15 protein-coding genes are annotated in these 17,811 nt (G+C 70.4%); 7 read left to right on the top strand and 8 right to left on the bottom strand.

What is annotated here, in order from left to right; translation table 11 throughout:
* The first annotated feature begins 244 nt into the window (after nt 1-244).
* Nucleotides 245-1,216 (top strand): COX15/CtaA family protein, encoded by a 972-nt coding sequence (locus IEY20_RS01535; protein ID WP_175329188.1) that lies wholly within the window; start codon nt 245-247, stop codon nt 1,214-1,216.
* A gap of 420 nt (nt 1,217-1,636) precedes the next feature.
* Here the strand turns inward: IEY20_RS01535 and IEY20_RS01530 are convergent, their stop codons facing one another.
* On the bottom strand, nt 1,637-2,563 hold the full coding sequence (locus IEY20_RS01530) for a heme o synthase (protein WP_175329367.1): 927 nt from the start codon (nt 2,561-2,563) through the stop codon (nt 1,637-1,639).
* A gap of 520 nt (nt 2,564-3,083) precedes the next feature.
* On the opposite strand from IEY20_RS01530, the gene tkt reads away from it, so the two are divergent.
* The 6 genes from tkt to pgl all read left to right on the top strand — a co-directional run bounded on the left by tkt (nt 3,084) and on the right by pgl (nt 11,387).
* Nucleotides 3,084-5,177 carry a transketolase gene (gene tkt / locus IEY20_RS01525; RefSeq protein ID WP_175329187.1) on the top strand — a complete coding sequence of 698 codons (2,094 nt, stop codon included), beginning with the start codon at nt 3,084-3,086 and terminating at the stop codon, nt 5,175-5,177.
* A gap of 127 nt (nt 5,178-5,304) precedes the next feature.
* Nucleotides 5,305-6,417, top strand: coding sequence for a transaldolase (tal, locus tag IEY20_RS01520; protein ID WP_175329186.1), 1,113 nt, complete (start codon nt 5,305-5,307; stop codon nt 6,415-6,417).
* 1 nt (nt 6,418) lies between these two features.
* Nucleotides 6,419-8,017: a phosphoglucose isomerase-related protein gene (locus IEY20_RS01515; protein ID WP_022902304.1), complete on the top strand. Its 1,599-nt coding sequence runs from the start codon at nt 6,419-6,421 to the stop codon at nt 8,015-8,017.
* A 22-nt stretch (nt 8,018-8,039) separates the two neighbouring features.
* Entirely contained in the window at nt 8,040-9,578 is a 1,539-nt protein-coding gene (gene zwf / locus IEY20_RS01510; protein WP_022902305.1) for a glucose-6-phosphate dehydrogenase, read from the top strand.
* A complete protein-coding gene (locus IEY20_RS01505; protein ID WP_022902306.1) occupies nt 9,575-10,519 on the top strand; it encodes a glucose-6-phosphate dehydrogenase assembly protein OpcA in 945 nt (314 codons plus the stop codon). The genes zwf and IEY20_RS01505 overlap by 4 nt, the downstream gene beginning before the upstream one ends.
* A 97-nt stretch (nt 10,520-10,616) precedes the next feature.
* Nucleotides 10,617-11,387 (top strand): 6-phosphogluconolactonase, encoded by a 771-nt coding sequence (pgl, locus tag IEY20_RS01500; RefSeq protein WP_031272339.1) that lies wholly within the window; start codon nt 10,617-10,619, stop codon nt 11,385-11,387.
* A gap of 408 nt (nt 11,388-11,795) precedes the next feature.
* Here pgl and IEY20_RS01495 read toward each other — a convergent pair whose 3' ends face one another.
* The 7 genes from IEY20_RS01495 to rapZ form a co-directional block, all read right to left on the bottom strand.
* Entirely contained in the window at nt 11,796-12,158 is a 363-nt protein-coding gene (locus IEY20_RS01495) for an RNA polymerase-binding protein RbpA (RefSeq protein ID WP_175329185.1), read from the bottom strand.
* Between the two features lie 3 nt (nt 12,159-12,161).
* Nucleotides 12,162-12,413 carry a preprotein translocase subunit SecG gene (secG, locus tag IEY20_RS01490; protein ID WP_022902309.1) on the bottom strand — a complete coding sequence of 84 codons (252 nt, stop codon included), beginning with the start codon at nt 12,411-12,413 and terminating at the stop codon, nt 12,162-12,164.
* Between the two features lie 119 nt (nt 12,414-12,532).
* Nucleotides 12,533-13,312, bottom strand: coding sequence for a triose-phosphate isomerase (gene tpiA / locus IEY20_RS01485; RefSeq protein ID WP_175329184.1), 780 nt, complete (start codon nt 13,310-13,312; stop codon nt 12,533-12,535).
* Nucleotides 13,309-14,526: a phosphoglycerate kinase gene (locus IEY20_RS01480; RefSeq protein ID WP_175329183.1), complete on the bottom strand. Its 1,218-nt coding sequence runs from the start codon at nt 14,524-14,526 to the stop codon at nt 13,309-13,311. Before IEY20_RS01480 ends, tpiA begins: the two co-directional genes overlap by 4 nt.
* Before the next feature lie 3 nt (nt 14,527-14,529).
* A complete protein-coding gene (gap, locus tag IEY20_RS01475) occupies nt 14,530-15,534 on the bottom strand; it encodes a type I glyceraldehyde-3-phosphate dehydrogenase (protein WP_175329182.1) in 1,005 nt (334 codons plus the stop codon).
* 307 nt (nt 15,535-15,841) lie between these two features.
* A complete protein-coding gene (whiA, locus tag IEY20_RS01470) occupies nt 15,842-16,822 on the bottom strand; it encodes a DNA-binding protein WhiA (protein ID WP_058749582.1) in 981 nt (326 codons plus the stop codon).
* Nucleotides 16,823-16,898: 76 nt separating this feature from the next.
* A complete protein-coding gene (gene rapZ, locus IEY20_RS01465; RefSeq protein WP_175329181.1) occupies nt 16,899-17,795 on the bottom strand; it encodes an RNase adapter RapZ in 897 nt (298 codons plus the stop codon).
* Nucleotides 17,796-17,811 lie beyond the last annotated feature (16 nt).

Genomic DNA, 17,811 nt, shown 5'->3' with positions numbered 1-17,811 from the left:
TCGTTTCCTTCTCGCGGCAGCGTCACCGGGACCAACCCGGCGCAGCTGGACGCCATTCCACCCCGGACCACCGACACGGTCGGCCAGGGTGCTGCTGCCTCGCAACGCCAATGGTTCCACGCGGTGGCGGGCCGTAGTGACGATCTCGGCCCATTCGGAGCCGGCGCCTGCCTAGACTTGACTGCCGCTGAACCCTCGAATCCTACAGGTTCGGTGCACGGAACAACAGGAAGGCACCACCCTCGTGACTCGCGTCGGATCCCCCGTCGAGCAGGACGTCCGCACCCGGTGGTGGTCCCTCCCCCGCGCGGTCGACGTCCGCGTGATCTGGCTGGCGTGGGCGTCGTTCGTCGTGGAGGTCGTCCTCATCGGCACCGGCGGGCTCGTCCGGCTCACGGCGTCCGGCCTCGGCTGCCCGACCTGGCCGACGTGCACGTCGGACTCCCTCGTCTCCACGCCGGAGATGGGCATCCACGGCGTCATCGAGTTCGGCAACCGGCTGCTCACCTTCGTGCTGGTCGTCGTCGCGATCGCCACGTTCCTCGCCGTCGTGCGGATGCGACGCACCCGTCCCGAGCTGTTCTGGCTCGCCTTCGCCCAGGGTGCGGCGATCCCGGTGCAGGCCGTGATCGGCGGCGTCAGCGTCTGGACGAACCTCAACCCGTTCGTCGTCGGACTGCACTTCGTGGTCTCGGCCGCACTGACCTCGGTCACGGCCGCGCTCGTGTACCGCGCGATGAACGGGCCCCGCACCGCGGTCCGACTCGTCCCCGCGTGGTACACGAACGTCGTCCGCGGCACGGTCGCGGCCGTCGTGGTCACCGTCCTCGTGGGCATCCTCACCACCGGGAGCGGCCCGCACGCCGGCGCCGACGAGGCCGTCGACGGCGGACGACTGCACCGCACCGGGTTCGACCCCGCCGTCATGGAGCACGTCCACGCCGTCCCCGCCTACGTCCTCTTCGCCCTGACCCTCGTTCTGGTCGTCGGTGCGGTCCGGCTGCGACTCTCGAGCCGGTGGGCGCTGGCGCTCCTCGTCGTCGAGTTCGTCCAGATCGCGGTCGGCCTGACGCAGGCCCGGACTGGCCTCCCGGTCGGACTCGTCGGCACGCACATGGTGCTCGCCGGCCTCCTCGTCGCAGCGACCACGGCCGTCGTGCTCTCCACCCGCGGGAGCGCCGGTCGCGGCGCCGTCCGCGAGCCGCTGGACGCCTGACCGGCGTCCCGGAACGACGAAGCGCGCGTCGATCGACGCGCGCTCCGTCGTTCCCCGCGCACTCCGTGGTCCCCCGCACGCCCGGTTCGACGACGCACCACGTCATCGACGCGCGGATCGTCGGAACGCGCGCGTTCCGTGGTCTGGTCGCGACCGCCAACCGGACGGGAGGCACGGTGCCGGCCCGCCCCGCGCCTCCAGGTCGCCGTCGTGGAGCGACGTCATCGTCGTCGTCCGACGACAGAAATGTCGTCGCTTGCGCGGCCGCGCATCCCGCGTGCGCAACGAACGACGGGGCCGCTGTCGTTCGACAGCGGCACCGTCGTTCGACAGCGGCACCGACGGGCTCGTCGACAGCGGCCGCGTCGCGAACGTCGGGACCGGCACCGACGGGCTCGTCGGGACCGGTCGCGACCCTCCCTAGAAGGTGAAGACCTGCGGCAGCAGCGGGTCGATGCCCACCGCGATGAAGAGCAGGGTCAGGTACGTGATCGAGCTGCGGAACACGCGCATCGGGTGCACCTGCTCGACGTGCTGGATCGCCCGCGAGTACAGCCGGTGCGACTCGACGACGAACCAGATGCCACCCGCCAGTGCCACGACCGTGTACAGCGGCCCCATGTGGGCGACCGGGATCAGCAGGAGCGAGCACACCAGCGTCGCCCAGGCGTAGAGGACGACCTGCAGGCCGACGACCGTGCGGCCGCGCACGACCGCGAGCATCGGGACCTCGGCGGCGTCGTAGTCGTCGCGGTACTTCATCGAGAGCGGCCAGTAGTGCGGCGGCGTCCAGAGGAAGATCACCATGAACAGGATGATCGGCGCCCAGCTCAGCGACCCGGTGACACCGGCCCAGCCGATCAGCACCGGCATGCAGCCGGCGGATCCACCCCAGACGATGTTCTGCGGGGTGCGCCGCTTGAGCCAGAGTGTGTAGACGCAGACGTAGATCAGGATCGCGATGACGCTGAGCGCCGCGGCGAGCCAGTTCACGAAGACGACGAGGACGACCGTCGACACGATGCCGAGCGTCCACGAGAACACCAGGGCCTCACGGTCGGAGAGCTCGCCGGTCACGAGCGGCCGCGTGCTCGTGCGCTTCATGAGCCGGTCGATGTCGCGGTCGATGTAGCAGTTGAACGCCGACGCGGAGCCCGCCGACATCGCACCGCCGAGCATCGTCCAGAACACGAGCCAGAGGTCCGGGACGCCCCGCGCGGCGAGGAACATCGTCGGCGCCGTCGTGACCAGCAGCAACTCCATGACCCTGGGCTTCGTCAGGGAGACGTACGCCCGGACCTTGCGCGAGAGCGTCGATCGGGGTCGATCGGTGTCCGGCCGGGTCACGGTGGCAGTGGGCAAGGGAACCTCAGTCTGTTTCGCGTCAGCTCGCACACTCGGTGGACGGCTCCGTCGTCGTCCGGGCGTGCGTCGACCCGGAATGACCACGGGCCTCCGTCAGTTTAGGCCATCGAGGCGCCGCGACGATGCCCCGCCCCGCCATCCGGACCGATCGACGGTCGGACGAGCACTCCCCCGCCACGCGTGGCCGTGCCCGCCCGGACCGTGTGACCGCGACGGACCGACGACGCTGACACGCCCGGGCCGTCCGGACGGTCGGCGTTGGAGCGCTGCACCCCGCGTCCGCACACGGTGAACAGAACGTGTCACCTGAACCCTCACTGAGTGCATGGTCACTATGCTGGAGTCGCCCTCCCGCAGTGCGTGCCCCGAAGACGTCGGTCACGACGAGCCGGTCGGCCGCCAGCAGACGGCGACCCGAACCCCGGCCCCCGGGATGGCGATCATGTCCGTGCGATGGCACGAGCCCTCGCACATGTCGCATTCAAGAAGGGTCAACATCCAAGTGGCTGAATTCACCTGGGACGCCATCGACAGGAAGGCCGTCGACACGGCCCGCGTACTCGCCGCCGACTCGGTCGAGGCCGCCGGCAACGGTCACCCCGGCACCGCGATGAGCCTCGCGCCGGTCGCCCACCTGCTCTTCCAGAAGGTGATGCGTCGCGACCCCAGCGACTCCACCTGGATCGGCCGCGACCGCTTCATCCTCTCCGCGGGCCACGCCTCGATCCTCCAGTACGTGCAGTTCTACCTGCACGGCTACGGTCTCGAGCTCGAGGACCTCCAGCACCTCCGCAAGTGGGGCTCGAAGACCCCGGGTCACCCGGAGTACGGCCACACCGACGGCGTCGAGATCACGACCGGCCCGCTCGGCCAGGGTCTCGCGTCCGCCGTGGGCTTCGGCTACGCGCAGCGCTTCGAGCGCGGTCTGTTCGACCCGGAGACCGCCGACGGCGAGTCCCCCTTCGACCACTTCACCTACGTGATCGCCGGTGACGGCGACATGCAGGAGGGCGTGACGAACGAGGCCGCGAGCCTCGCCGGTCGCCAGCAGCTCGGCCGCCTGGTCGTCTTCTACGACTCGAACCAGATCTCGATCGAGGACGACACCGACATCGCGTTCTCCGAGGACGTCGCAGCCCGCTACGAGGCGCTCGGCTGGCACGTCCAGCACGTCGACTGGAAGAAGACCGGCGAGTACTCCGAGGACGTCGAGGAGCTGTACCGCGCCGTCGAGGCCGCCAAGGCGGAGACGACGAAGCCGTCGCTCATCGTCCTCAAGACGATCATCGGCTGGCCGTCGCCGACCAAGCAGAACTCCGGCAAGATCCACGGCTCCGCCCTCGGCGGCGAAGAGCTCAAGGGCCTCAAGGAGGTCCTCGGCTTCGACCCCGAGCAGACCTTCCACGTCGACCCCGAGGTGCTCGAGTACACCCGCGGCGCCGTCGCCAAGGGCCAGGCGGAGCACGCCGAGTGGCAGAAGACCTTCGACGCGTGGGCTTCGGCCAACCCGGAGAAGAAGGCGATGCTCGACCGCATCAACGCCGGCGAGCTCCCCGAGGGCCTCGAGGAGGCGCTCCCGGTCTTCCCGACCGAGAAGGCCGTCTCGACCCGTGCCGCGTCCGGCAAGGTCATCAACGCCATCGCGCCGCTCATGCCCGAGTTCTGGGGCGGTTCGGCCGACCTGGCCGAGTCGAACCTCACCACGATCGAGGGCGCCAAGTCCTTCGGCCCGGCCGAGGCCTCGACGAAGACCTGGAGCACCGACCCGTACGGCCGCGTGCTGCACTTCGGCATCCGCGAGCACGCGATGGGTTCGATCCTCTCCGGCATCGTCCTGCACGGGAACACCCGCCCCTTCGGCGGCACCTTCCTCATCTTCAGCGACTACATGCGCCCGGCGGTCCGTCTCGCCGCGCTCATGAAGGCGCCGGCGATCTACGTCTGGACGCACGACTCGGTCGCCCTCGGCGAGGACGGCCCGACGCACCAGCCGATCGAGCAGCTCACCGCCCTCCGCGCGATCCCGGGTCTCGACGTCGTCCGTCCGGCCGACGCCAACGAGGTCGCCTACGCGTGGCTCGAGATGCTCAAGCACAAGGACCGCCCGGCCGGCATCGCGCTGAGCCGTCAGAACCTCCCCGTCTTCGAGCGTGGCGAGGGCGAGGCCTCGGGTGAGACCTTCGCGTCGGCCAAGAACGTCGGCAAGGGCGCGTACATCCTCGCCGAGGCGCCGAACGGCACCCCGGACGTGATCCTCATCGCGACCGGCTCCGAGGTCCAGATCGCCGTCGAGGCGCGCGAGCAGCTCAAGGGCGAGGGCATCAACGCCCGCGTCGTGAGCGCGCCGTCCCTCGAGTGGTTCTTCGAGCAGTCGGAGAACTACCGCGACCAGGTGCTCCCGAAGGACGTCACCGCCCGCGTGTCCGTCGAGGCGGGCATCGCCATGAGCTGGCGCGACATCGTCGGCGACAAGGGCCGCAGCGTGTCGATCGAGCACTTCGGTGCCTCGGCCGACTACCAGACGCTCTTCCAGGAGTTCGGCTTCACGACGGAGCACGTCGTCGCGGCCGCGAAGGAAAGCATCGCAGCCTCCTGACCCACCAGGGCCGGGGTCCGGTCACCCGGATCCGGCCCTGCTGCCGGGAGGCGCGGCTCGGCCCCGCCACGCGCCCCCGGTCCCCACGACCACGGCCAGACGGCCGACGAAGGAAGAAGAACAACACATGGCTGAGACCACCCCCACCGCCGCCCTCTCCGAGGTCGGCGTCAGCATCTGGCTCGACGACCTCTCGCGCGAGCTCCTCGAGACCGGCAAGCTCGAGCAGCTCATCGCCGAGAAGAACGTCGTCGGCGTCACCACGAACCCGACGATCTTCGCGTCCGCCCTCGCCAAGGGCGAGCGCTACGACGCCCAGGTCAAGGAGCTCGCCGCCGCGGGCACCGACGTCACCGACGCGATCTTCGAGATCACCACGCAGGACGTCGCCAACGCGTCCGACGTCTTCAAGCCGATCTACGACGAGACCAAGGGCTTCGACGGCCGTGTCTCGATCGAGGTCGAGCCGGGCCTCGCGCACGAGACCCAGAAGACCATCGAGCAGGCCAAGTTCCTGTTCGACAAGGTCGGCAAGGAGAACGTCCTCATCAAGATCCCGGCGACCGTCGAGGGCCTCGAGGCCATCACCGAGGTCATCGCCGCCGGCATCTCGGTCAACGTGACCCTGATCTTCTCGCTCGAGCGCTACCGTGCCGTCATCGACGCGTACCTCGGCGGGCTCGAGAAGGCCAAGGCCGCCGGCCACGACCTCTCGAAGATCCACTCGGTCGCCTCGTTCTTCGTGTCCCGCGTCGACTCCGAGATCGACAAGCGCCTCGACGCCGTCGGCACCGACGAGGCCAAGGCCCTCAAGTCGAAGGCCGGCATCGCCAACGCACAGCTCGCGTACCAGGTCTGGACCGAGGCGTTCGCCACCGAACGCGCCCTCGGCCTCCTCGAGTCCGGTGCGAACACGCAGCGTCCGCTGTGGGCCTCGACCGGTGTCAAGGACCCGTCGCTGCCCGACACGCTCTACGTGACCGAGCTCGCCGCCCCGAACACCGTGAACACCATGCCGGGCAAGACGCTCGACGCGACGTTCGACCACGGCGAGATCCACGGCGACGCCATCGCCGGCTCGTACGACGCCGCGCAGGAGGTCCTCGACCAGGTCGCCGCGCAGGGCATCTCCTACGACGAGGTCGTCGCGCTGCTCGAGAAGGAGGGCGTGGACAAGTTCAACGTCTCCTGGGGCGAGCTCGTCGACACCGTGAAGAACGCCCTCGAGGGCGCGAAGTAGCGTGACCGTCTCCATCGCCGCCAGCGGCGCGGCTGCACGGGCCATCGACACGGTGGTCCCGCAGCTCGTCGCCGACCTGGTGGCGTCGGGCATCACGGCGCAGGACCCCGGTCTCTGGGGCCCTGCCGCCGAGTCGGAGGCGTCGAAGCGTCTCGGGTGGACGGAGGCCGTCTCGGTCTCCCGTCCGCTCGTCGCGGAGATCACGGCGCTGCGCGAGCAGCTCGCCGCCGACGGGGTCGACCACGTCGTCCTCGCCGGCATGGGCGGCTCCTCGCTCGCGCCCGAGGTGATCACGCGGACGTACGGCGTCCCGCTGACGGTGCTCGACTCGACCGACCCGGGCCAGGTCCGGGCGGCGGTGGGACACGACCTCGAGCGCACCGTGCTCGTGGTCTCGTCGAAGTCCGGCTCCACCCTGGAGACCGACTCGCAGCGACGGGTGTACGAGCAGGCGTTCCGTGACGCGGGGATCGACCCCGCGTCACGGATCGTCGTCGTCACCGACCCGGGCTCCTCGCTCGACGACCTCGCACACGACGCCGGGTACCGCGTGTTCACCGCGGACCCGGACGTCGGTGGCCGGTTCTCGGCCCTGACCGCGTTCGGCCTCGTGCCGTCCGGGCTCGCCGGCGCCGACATCGACGAACTCCTCGACGAGGCCGACGCCATCTCGGTGCTCCTCGCCGTGGACACCGACGAGAACCCTGGGCTGGTCCTCGGCGCCGCCCTCGCGACGCTCGACCCGGCCGTGGCGAAGATCGGCATCGTGCCGGACGGCACCCACATCGTCGGGTTCGGCGACTGGGTCGAGCAGCTCCTCGCCGAGAGCACCGGCAAGGACGGCAAGGGGCTGCTGCCCGTCGTGCTGACGCCGGACTCCCCCGAGGTCACCGCGGGTCTCGCCGACCTGCAGATCGTCCGCATCGTCGGTTCGCGCGAGGACGAACGGCACGTCGCCGAGGGCGAGGTCGAGATCGACGGCACCCTCGGTGGCCAGTTCCTCGTGTGGGAGTACGCGGTCGCCGTCGCCGGGCGCCTCATCGGGATCAACCCGTTCGACCAGCCCGACGTCGAGGCCGCCAAGGCCGCGGCACGCGGGCTGCTCGACGATGGCCCCGCGCCGACGGAGCCGGCCTTCACCGAGGGCGGCACCGCCGTCCGCGCGACCGCCGGTCTGGCGGTCGGGACGACGATCGCGGAAGCCGTGACGGGCCTCCTGGCCGGACTCGACGCGACCGGCTACCTGGCCGTGCAGGCGTACGTGGACCGCACCGCGAACCGCGACCTCGAGTCGCTCCGCGACGCCTTCGCGGCGCGCAGCGGCCGACCCGTCACGTTCGGCTACGGCCCGCGCTTCCTGCACTCGACCGGGCAGTACCACAAGGGCGGACCCGCGAACGGCGTCTTCCTGCAGATCGTGGCCGACGAGGCGGAGGACCTGGCGATCCCGGGCCGCTCCTTCACGTTCGGCCGACTCATCCAGGCCCAGGCCGCCGGCGACGCGAGCGTCCTCGCGCAGCACGGCCGGCCGGTCCTGACCCTCACGACGTCGGACGTCGCCGCTGCCACCGCAGCGTTGCGCGCCGCCGTCTCCCTCTGACTCGTAAGGAGTTCACCGACTCATGTCACCGGTGGCGATCACCCCGGAGCACAACCCGCTCCGGTTGCCGACCGACCGACGTCTGAACCGGATCGCGGGCCCCAGCACCCTCATCATCTTCGGCGTGACGGGTGACCTGTCGCGCAAGAAGCTGATGCCCGCGGTCTACGACCTCGCGAACCGGGGGCTGCTGCCGCCCGGCTTCGCGCTCGTCGGGTTCGCCCGGCGCGACTGGGAGGACCAGGACTTCTCCCAACTCGTGCACGACGCGGTCCGGGACCACTCCCGCACCCCCTTCGACGAGGCCGTCTGGAAGCAGCTCGAACAGGGCATCCGCTTCGTGCAGGGCTCGTTCGACGACCCCGAGGCGTTCCTCGAGCTCAAGCGCACCGTCGACGAGCTCGACGCCGAGCGCGGCACGCTCGGCAACCACGCCTTCTACCTGTCGATCCCGCCGAAGATGTTCCCGGTCGTGACCGAGCAGCTCAAGGTCTCCGGGCTCACCGAGAAGTGCGACGGCTCCTGGAGCCGCGTCGTGGTCGAGAAGCCGTTCGGCTCGGACCTCCGCACCGCACGCGAGCTGAACGCGATCGTCGAGAGCGTCTTCGCTCCCGACGACGTCTTCCGCATCGACCACTACCTCGGCAAGGAGACCGTCCAGAACCTCCTGACGCTCCGATTCGCGAACCAGATGTACGAACCCATCTGGAACTCGAACTACGTCGACCACGTGCAGATCACGATGGCGGAGGACATCGGCGTCGCCGGACGTGCCGCGTACTACGACGGCATCGGGGCGGCGCGCGACGTCATCCAGAACCACCTGCTGCAGCTCCTGGCGCTCACCGCGATGGAGGAGCCGGTCTCGTTCAAGGCCGCGGACCTCCGTGCCGAGAAGGAGAAGGTGCTCTCCGCGGTCCGGCTCCCGGCCGACCTGGCGACGGCCACCGCCCGCGGGCAGTACGCCGGCGGGTGGCAGGGCGGCGAGAAGGTGCTCGGGTTCCTCGAGGAAGCGGGCATGAACCCCGAGTCCACGACCGAGACCTACGCCGCGATCAAGCTCGACATCGCGACCCGCCGCTGGCAGGGCGTCCCGTTCTACCTGCGTGCGGGCAAGCGCCTCGGCCGCCGCGTCACCGAGATCGCGATCGTGTTCAAGCGCGTCCCGGAGGACGTGTTCGGCATCCCCCAGTCGCCGCTCGGCCAGAACGCGCTCGTGATCCGCGTCCAGCCGGACGAGGGCGTCACGCTCCGCTTCGGTTCGAAGGTGCCCGGCGTCGGTACGCAGGTGCGCGACGTGACGATGGACTTCGGCTACGGGCACGCGTTCACCGAGGCCTCACCCGAGGCGTACGAGCGACTCATCCTCGACGTGCTCCTCGGCGACCCGCCCCTGTTCCCCCGTCACCAGGAGGTGGAGCTGTCCTGGAAGATCCTCGACCCGATCGAGGAGTTCTGGCGGGAGCAGGGTCAGCCCGAGCAGTACCGTCCCGGCACGTGGGGCCCGGCGTCCGCCGATGCCCTGCTCGCCCGCGACGGCCGGACCTGGAGGCGTCCATGAAGATCGACATGCCGAACACCACGGTCTCGAAGATCCAGAAGAAGCTCGTCCACATCCGCGAGGAGGGCGGTGCGGTCGCACTCGGCCGCGTCCTCACGCTGATCATCTCGACGGCCCTCGGCCACGAGGAAGAGGCGATCAACGCGGCGAACGAGGCGTCCCGCGAGCACCCGATGCGCGTCATCATCGTCTCGAAGAACGAGGGCGACACGAAGTCCCCGGGCCGTCTCGACGCGCAGATCCGCGTCGGCAGCGACGCGGGTGCGAGCGAGGTCATCGTCCTCCGTGCGTACGGCGAGACCGCCACCGACGAGGAGAGCCTCGTCACGGGTCTCCTGCTGCCGGACGCTCCGGTCGTGGCGTGGTGGCCGGATGCCGCTCCGGCGCAGCCGTCCGAGTCCGCCCTGGGCCGGATCGCCCAGCGCCGGATCACGGACGCCGCCGCGCAGAAGGACCCGAACGAGGCCATCGCGGCGCTCGGCGCGTCCTACGTCCCGGGTGACACCGACTTCGCGTGGACGCGTCTGACGCTCTGGCGCAACCAGCTCGCCGCGGCGCTCGACCAGCCGCCGTACGAGCCGGTCACCGCGGTGGAGGTCTCCGGGGCGTTCGACAGCCCGTCGACGATCCTCCTGGCAGCCTGGCTGCAGCTGCAGCTCGAGGTCCCCGTGGCCGTCGTCACGTCGCCGCGTGCGACCGGCTCGAGCGGGATCCACGGCGTCAAGCTCGTCCGCGAGTCCGGCGCCATCGAGCTCGAGCGCTCCCTGGTGGACGTCGCGACGCTCTCGATGCCCGGGCAGCCCACGCACGACCTGTCGCTGCCGCGCCGGAACCTGCGCGACTGCCTGGCCGAGGAACTCCGTAGACTCGACCCGGACGTCCTCTTCGGAGACGTCGTCAAGCACGGGGTGCCCCAGCTGCGCGAGTCCATCGCCGGCTGAGCACACCACTCGACCGGTCCGTCCGCATCCACGGGCGGACCGGTCGGACCGAAGGCGGTCCGCTCGCCGGCCTGCCGACCTCGAACACGGGAGTCACGTGACCAACGAACGACGGGTGCTCGTACACCCCGACAAGCAGGCCCTCGGCGCGTCGGTCGCCGCACGCTTCATCACCAAGATCATCGACGTGCTCGACGAGCAGGAGCGCGCGGACATCGCCATCAGCGGCGGTTCCGTGTCCACCCTCGTCCTCGCGGCGATCGGGCAGTCGCAGGCTCGTGAGAGCGTCGACTGGTCGAAGGTGCACGTGTGGTGGGTCGACGAGCGCTGGGTGCCCGCCGGCGACGCCGACCGCAACGACACCGGGACGCAGTCGGACTTCTTCGAGCACGTCGACATCCCGGCGGAGAACATCCACCCGATCGCGACGTCGGACTCCGGCCTGTCGATCGAGGACGCCGCGCTGCAGTACGAGCGCGAACTGCAGGACGCCGCTCCCGAGGGTGCCGCCGCGCCCCGGTTCGACATCACGCTGCTCGGCGTCGGCCCCGACGGGCACACCGCGTCGCTGTTCCCGGAGTTCCCGCAGCTCACCGTCACCGACCGTGCCGTGCTGCCGGTCGACGACTCCCCCAAGCCGCCGCCGCAGCGCCTGACGCTGACCTACCCGGTGATCAATGCGTCGCAGCGGGTCTGGGTGATCCTGTCCGGCGCCGAGAAGGCGTCCGTGCTCGGACTCGCCCTCGCCGGCGCCGCCGTGGACGAGGTCCCCGTCGGCGGCGTCCAGGGTCGGAAGCGCACCGTCTTCTTCGTCGACCAGGACGCCGCGCGCGACGTCCCGGAGAACCTCATCGCGTCGACGTACTGACGCGGGACCCCGGACGGGAGGCGCGGTGCCGGCTGGCACCGCGCCTCCCGCCGTTCACGGGGTGCGCCGGGCGCGGCGCGCCGGGCGCCGTGCGTGCCGGGCGGTCACGACTCCCCGCGACCCTTCGCCGAGCGGTCGCGAACCGTCGGCCAGGCGGAGCGTGAGCGACCGTTCGTGACCAGGACAGGGCGTCCAGACGGGGTGTCGCGACCGCCCCGACACGCCGGCCCCGCCCCTCGTGCTGGTCGCAGGAACTGTCGCTCGCCGGCGCGTCTGACGGCATGTCGTGCGACCAACGCGCACGGCACGCGGAATGTCGTGCGACCAACGAACACGCGGCGGGCCGACGAGCAGACACGAAGGCCCCCGCACCGGATCGGTACGGGGGCCTTCGGACGTGCGTGGTGCCTACTTCGAGGCGGTGCCGCGACGCTCGCGGAGCTGCTGGAGCGCGTCCTCGAGGAGCTGCGCTGCCTCTTCCTCGGTGCGGCGCTCCTTCACGTACGCGAGGTGCGTCTTGTACGGCTCGGTCTTCGCGACGACGGGCGGGTTCTCCTTGTCGCGGCCGGCCGGCAGACCGGTCGACGGCGAGTCCACCGTCTCGGGGATCTCGTCCTCGGGAAGGCCCGCGGCGAAGTACCGCACGACCTCGTTGCCCAGGGCGTCCCAGTACGAGATCGCCACGCGCTCGGCCTGGACCCCCCGGTCCTGCTCGCCCATCGGGCCCGCGCCCACGCGCGATCCGCGGATGGCGCTGCCTCCTGATGCCATGTGTCAGCTCCCCGTCGTGAACTTGTTGATGAGACCGAGCACGATGATCGAGATGATCCAGACCAGACCGAGGATCACCGTGATGCGGTTGAGGTTGCGCTCGGCGACGCCGGACGCCCCGAGGTTGCTCGTCACGCCGCCGCCGAACATGTCGGAGAGGCCGCCACCGCGGCCCTTGTGCAGCAGGATGAGGAGCGTGAGCAGGAGGCTCGTGATCGCGAGCAGGACCTGCAGCACGACGGAGAGAATCGCCACGACGTACCTTTCGTGTCAGTCAGCCATGCGAGTATACCGGCCCGGTGGACCGGACCGAGCCCGCAGGCCGGGCGTGGCTCAGGCCGGCCGTGCGGACACGACCGGCCTGAGTGCGGTTGTCAGAGTCCGACGTGCTGCCGGAAGCGGGCGATCGCCGCGAACTCCTGGACGTCGAGCGACGCCCCGCCGACCAGTGCGCCGTCGACGTCGGGCTCGCGGAGGAACCCGGCGATGTTGCCGGACTTCACCGATCCGCCGTAGAGGACACGGGTCGCCGCAGCGGCCTCGTCCCCCCAGGCGGCGGCGATGCCGCGACGGATCGCCGCGCACTCCTCCTGCGCCTGCTCGGCCGTGGCCGCCTGGCCGGAGCCGATCGCCCAGACCGGCTCGTAGGCCACGACGATCTCGGCGGGCTGCACAGCGTCGAGGACGACCTGCAGCTGCTCGACCGCGACGACACCTGCGCCGCGCTCCTCACGCTGCTCGCCGGTCTCACCGACGCAGACGACCGGCACGAGCCCGTGCTTGATCGCCGCTGCGGTCTTCGCCGCCACGACCTCGTCGGTCTCGCCGTGCATCGTGCGACGCTCGGAGTGGCCGACGATGACGTACTGCGCGTCCAGCGCGGCGAGGAAGGCACCCGAGACGTCACCGGTGTAGGCACCGGAGTCGTACTGCGAGAGGTCCTGTGCGCCGAAGCGGATCGGCAGCTTGTCCGCCGAGATGAGCGTCTGCACGCTGCGGAGGTCGGTGAAGGGCGGGAACACCGCCACCTCGACGTCGTCGAAGTTGTGGCGGGCGTCCTTCAACGTCCATGCGAGCTTCTGCACGGTGGCGATGGCCTGGAGGTGGTCCAGGTTCATCTTCCAGTTACCGGCGATGAGAGGAGTTCGGCTCATCGGGACCACCCCAGTGCTTCGAGACCGGGCAGCGCCTTGCCCTCGAGGAACTCGAGGCTCGCACCGCCGCCGGTCGAGATGTGCCCGAACTGGTCGTCCGAGAACCCGAGCGACCGCACGGCCGCAGCGGAGTCACCGCCACCGACGACCCCGAGGCCGTCGACCTCGGTGAGCGCCTGCGCGACGGTCTTCGTGCCGGCGGCGAAGGCCGGGAACTCGAACACGCCCATCGGGCCGTTCCAGAACACCGTCTTCGAGCCGGACACCGCCGACGCGAAGCGCGCGGCCGTCTCCGGACCGATGTCGAGCCCGATGCCGTCGGCACCGAACGAGGACGACTCGATCGCGTCTGCGGCGACCGTCTCGTGCGCTGCGTCCGCCGCGAACCCGGAGGCCACGACGACGTCGGTCGGCAGGTCGATCGTGACCCCGAGCTCCTGCGCCCGCGAGAGGTACTCGCGGACGGTGTCGAGCTGGTCCGCCTCGAGCAGCGACTTCGCGACCCCGTGGCCCTGGGCCGCGAGGAACGTGAAGAGCATGCCGCCACCGATGCAGAGCGTGTCGACCTGCGGCAGGAGGTGGTCGATGACGCCGAGCTTGTCGCTCACCTTCGAGCCGCCGAGGACGACCGTGTACGGCCGCTCCGGGGTCGACGTGAGGCGCTCGAGGACCGTCAGCTCGGTCTCGATGAGCGAGCCGGCGGCCGACGGCAGCGCCGACGCGAGCTCGTACACCGAGGCCTGCTTGCGGTGCACGACACCGAAGCCGTCCGACACGAACGCGTCGCCAAGGGCGGCGATGCGCTCGGCGAACGCCTGGCGCTCGGACGCGACCTTCGAGGTCTCCTCCGGGTTGAAGCGGAGGTTCTCGAGCAGCAGGACGTCACCGTCGCCGAGATCCGCGACGGCCGCGGTCGCCTCGTCGCCGACGGTCTCGCCGACGAAGGTGACCTCCTTGCCGAGGAGCTCGGAGAGACGCTGCGCCACGGGGGCGAGCGAGTACTCGGGCGCCGGCGACCCGTCGGGCCGACCGAGGTGCGAGATCACGATGACGCGGGCGCCGGCGTTGACGAGCGTGTTCAGCGTGTCGAGCGACGCACGCACGCGGCCGTCGTCGGTGATCCTGCCGTCCTTGAGCGGGACGTTCAGGTCACACCGGACGACGACGCGCTTGCCGGCGAGGTCGCCGAGGTCGCCGAGGGTTCGGAGCGCCATGGGTTAGAGGCGCTCGCCCACGTACTCGGTGAGGTCGACGAGGCGGTTCGAGTAGCCCCACTCGTTGTCGTACCACGAGGTGATCTTCACGAGACCGCCGATGACCTTGGTCAGGCCGGAGTCGTAGATCGAGGAGTGCGGGTCCGTCGTGATGTCGGTCGACACCAGCGGGTCCTCGCTGTAGAGCAGGATGCCCTTGAGCGGGCCCTCCGCGGCCTCCTTGTAGGCGGCGTTGATCTCGTCGACCGTGACCTCGGACTTGGTCTCGAGGGTGAGGTCGGTGATCGAGCCGGTGGGGACCGGGACGCGCAGCGCGAAGCCGTCGAGCTTGCCGGCGAGCTCCGGGAGGACCAGGCCGATCGCCTTCGCCGCACCGGTCGAGGTCGGGACGATGTTCAGGGCCGCGGCACGGGCGCGACGCGGGTCCTTGTGCGGGCCGTCCTGCAGGTTCTGATCGGCGGTGTAGGCGTGCACCGTCGTCATGAGGCCGCGCTCGATGCCGAACTTGTCGTGGAACACCTTGGCGAGCGGCGCGAGGCTGTTCGTGGTGCAGGACGCGTTCGAGATGATGTTGTGGTTCGCCGGGTCGTACGAGTCCTCGTTCACGCCGAGCACGATCGTGACGTCGTCACCGGTCGCCGGGGCCGAGATGATGACCTTCTTGGCGCCCGCGTCGATGTGCTTCTGCGCGTCGGCGGCCTTGGTGAAGAAGCCGGTCGACTCGATGACGATGTCGACGCCCAGCTCGCCCCACGGGAGGTTGGCGGGGTCGCGCTCCGCGAGGACCTTGATCGCCTTGCCGTCGACGACGATGTTGTCGCCGTCGAGCTCGACCGTCGCCGGGAGCTTGCCGGTGATGGAGTCGAACTTCAGCAGGTTCGCGAGCGACGCGTTGTCGGTGAGGTCGTTCACCGCCACGATCTCGAGGTCGCTGCCCTTGGCCAGTGCGGCCCGGAAGAAGTTACGGCCGATGCGGCCGAAGCCGTTGATACCGATCTTGACGGTCAATGGATCTCCTGGTGGGTGTGGAGCGCCCGAGGGGGCGCTGCTTTCGGAGTCGGGGGCCCTTCGGGCCCACGTGTGGTGGACGATACGCCCCGTAACGTCGCCGTAACGACCCTAGCAGTCGGACACTGCGCGACCGTGCCGGATGACGGTCCGTCCGGACGGTCGCGACGAGAGCGCCCACCATCGGACGGGAGGCTCCCCACCGGCACGGCCGAACCGCCGCTGGCGCGTCGCTCCGGAACCGGCGGCGTGGGCCCAGGTGCCAGCTGGCACCGCGCCTCCCGTCCGATGGGTCGTCAGACCCCGATCAGGCCCCTTCGAGCTCCTCCGGGACGCTCGCCTCGGTCCCCGGGATGCCGAGGTCCGACGCCTTCTTGTCGGCCATCGCGAGGAGGCGGCGGATCCGCCCGGCGATCGCGTCCTTCGTCATCGGCGGCTCGGCGTGCTGCCCGAGCTCGTCGAGGGACGCGTCACGGTGCTCGAGGCGCAGCGAGCCGGCGTACTTGAGGTGGTCCGGGACCTCGTCGCCGAGGATCTCGAGCGCGCGCTCGACCCGGGCGCACGCGGCCACGGCGGCCTGCGCGGAACGGCGGAGGTTCGCGTCGTCGAAGTTGACCAGGCGGTTGGCGGTGGCGCGGACCTCGCGGCGCTGACGCATCTCCTCCCACTCGGCCGTCGTCCGTGCGGCACCCATGACGGTGAGCATCTGGCCGATCGCCTCGCCGTCGCGGATGACGACGCGGTGGACACCACGGACCTCGCGGCCCTTCGCGGCGATGCCGAGCCGGGAGGCCGCGCCGACGAGCGCCATCGCGGCCTCGTTGCCGGGGCAGGTCACCTCGAGGGCGGCGGCGCGACCCGGGTCGGTCAGCGTGCCGGACGCCAGGAACGCACCGCGCCAGATGGCGGCGAGGTCCTCGCGGTTGCCCGTGGTGAGGCGGTTCGGCAGCCCACGGACGGGCCGACGACGCGCATCCATCAGCCCGGTCTGGCGCGCGAGGGTCTCCCCCGCCTCGAGCACCCGGACCAGGTACCGCGTGCCGCGACGGGAGGACGCGGACGACCCGACGCTCGCCTCGGACCGGACGCCGTAGAGCTCCGCCAGGTCCTTGCGCACCCGGTGCACGATGATGCGGGTGTCGAGCTCGACCTCGACGGCGATCCTGCCCGAGATGACGTGCAGGCCGCCCGCGAACCGCAGGATGGTCGCGAGTTCGGCGGCGCGGACCGTGTTGCGGTTCACGACGACCCTGGCCAGTTCGTCCTTGACCTCGGCAGTCAACGGCACAGCATCATTCCTAACGTTTTCTCGGTGGGGCTCCGCGGCCCGGCGACGCTCGCGTGGGGAGCGGCCGGAGGGACGGTCACTCCCGGCCGAGATCTCGGTTCTTCACACGCACGGCGACGCTGGGCATCCCGCGGAGGAGACTCGCCAGCTCGGCGACGATGGCGACCGAACGGTGCTTGCCGCCGGTACAGCCGATGGCGATCGTAGCGTGTCTTTTGTTCTCGCGCTGGTACCCCTCGAAGACCGGCTCCAGCACATCGGCGTAGCGCTCGACGAACGGACGGGCTCCCGGCTGTGCCAGGACGTACTCCGAGACAGGGGCGTCGAGCCCCGTGTGGGCCCGGAGTTCCGGGACCCAGTAGGGGTTCGGGAGGAAGCGGACGTCGGCCACCATGTCGGCGTCCGCGGGCAGGCCGTACTTGAACCCGAAGCTCATCAGCGTGACCTGCACCCCGACGAAGTGGTCGTCCGCGAACTTCTCGGTGACGGTGTTCGCCAGCTGGTGGATGTTCAGGTCAGAGGTGTCGATGATCATGTCCGACGCCTCGCGGAGCCCGGACAGCCGGGCACGCTCGCGGCCGATGCCGTCGAGGAGCGTGCCGTCGCCCTGCAGGGGGTGCGGACGCCGGACCTGCTCGAACCGACGCACCAGCACGGCGTCGGTGGCCTCGAGGAAGAGCACCCGCACCCGCGCGGAGGTCGTGGACCGGACCTGTTCGACCGCCTGCTCGGGGTCGGTGAAGAACCGGCCGCCGCGGACGTCCACGACGGTGGCGATCTTCGGGATCTTCTCGCCGGCGCGGTCGGCCAGCTCGGTGAGCGGCGCGAGCATCTGCGTCGGCAGGTTGTCGACCACGTACCAGCCGAGGTCTTCGAGGGCTTTCCCGACCGTGGACCGCCCCGCACCGGACATCCCCGTGACGATGAGGATGTCGTGCTGCTGGGGGGTGATGGTAGCGGCGGTGTCAGTCATCTGGGAGGGAGCTCCG

The sequence above is a fragment of the Curtobacterium luteum genome, assembly GCF_014646995.1.
In the GTDB taxonomy this organism is placed as follows: domain Bacteria; phylum Actinomycetota; class Actinomycetes; order Actinomycetales; family Microbacteriaceae; genus Curtobacterium; species Curtobacterium luteum.
This window is presented reverse-complemented; position numbering and strand designations above follow the sequence as displayed.

Excerpts from the sequence above, each read along its gene's own strand:
- tal (WP_175329186.1), top strand. The coding sequence starts at position 5,305 with ATGGCTGAGACCACCCCCACCGCCGCCCTCTCCGAGGTCGGCGTCAGC.
- zwf (WP_022902305.1), top strand. The coding sequence starts at position 8,040 with ATGTCACCGGTGGCGATCACCCCGGAGCACAACCCGCTCCGGTTGCCG.
- IEY20_RS01505 (WP_022902306.1), top strand. The coding sequence starts at position 9,575 with ATGAAGATCGACATGCCGAACACCACGGTCTCGAAGATCCAGAAGAAG.
- IEY20_RS01495 (WP_175329185.1), bottom strand. The coding sequence starts at position 12,158 with ATGGCATCAGGAGGCAGCGCCATCCGCGGATCGCGCGTGGGCGCGGGC.
- tpiA (WP_175329184.1), bottom strand. The coding sequence starts at position 13,312 with ATGAGCCGAACTCCTCTCATCGCCGGTAACTGGAAGATGAACCTGGAC.
- IEY20_RS01480 (WP_175329183.1), bottom strand. The coding sequence starts at position 14,526 with ATGGCGCTCCGAACCCTCGGCGACCTCGGCGACCTCGCCGGCAAGCGC.
- rapZ (WP_175329181.1), bottom strand. The coding sequence starts at position 17,795 with ATGACTGACACCGCCGCTACCATCACCCCCCAGCAGCACGACATCCTC.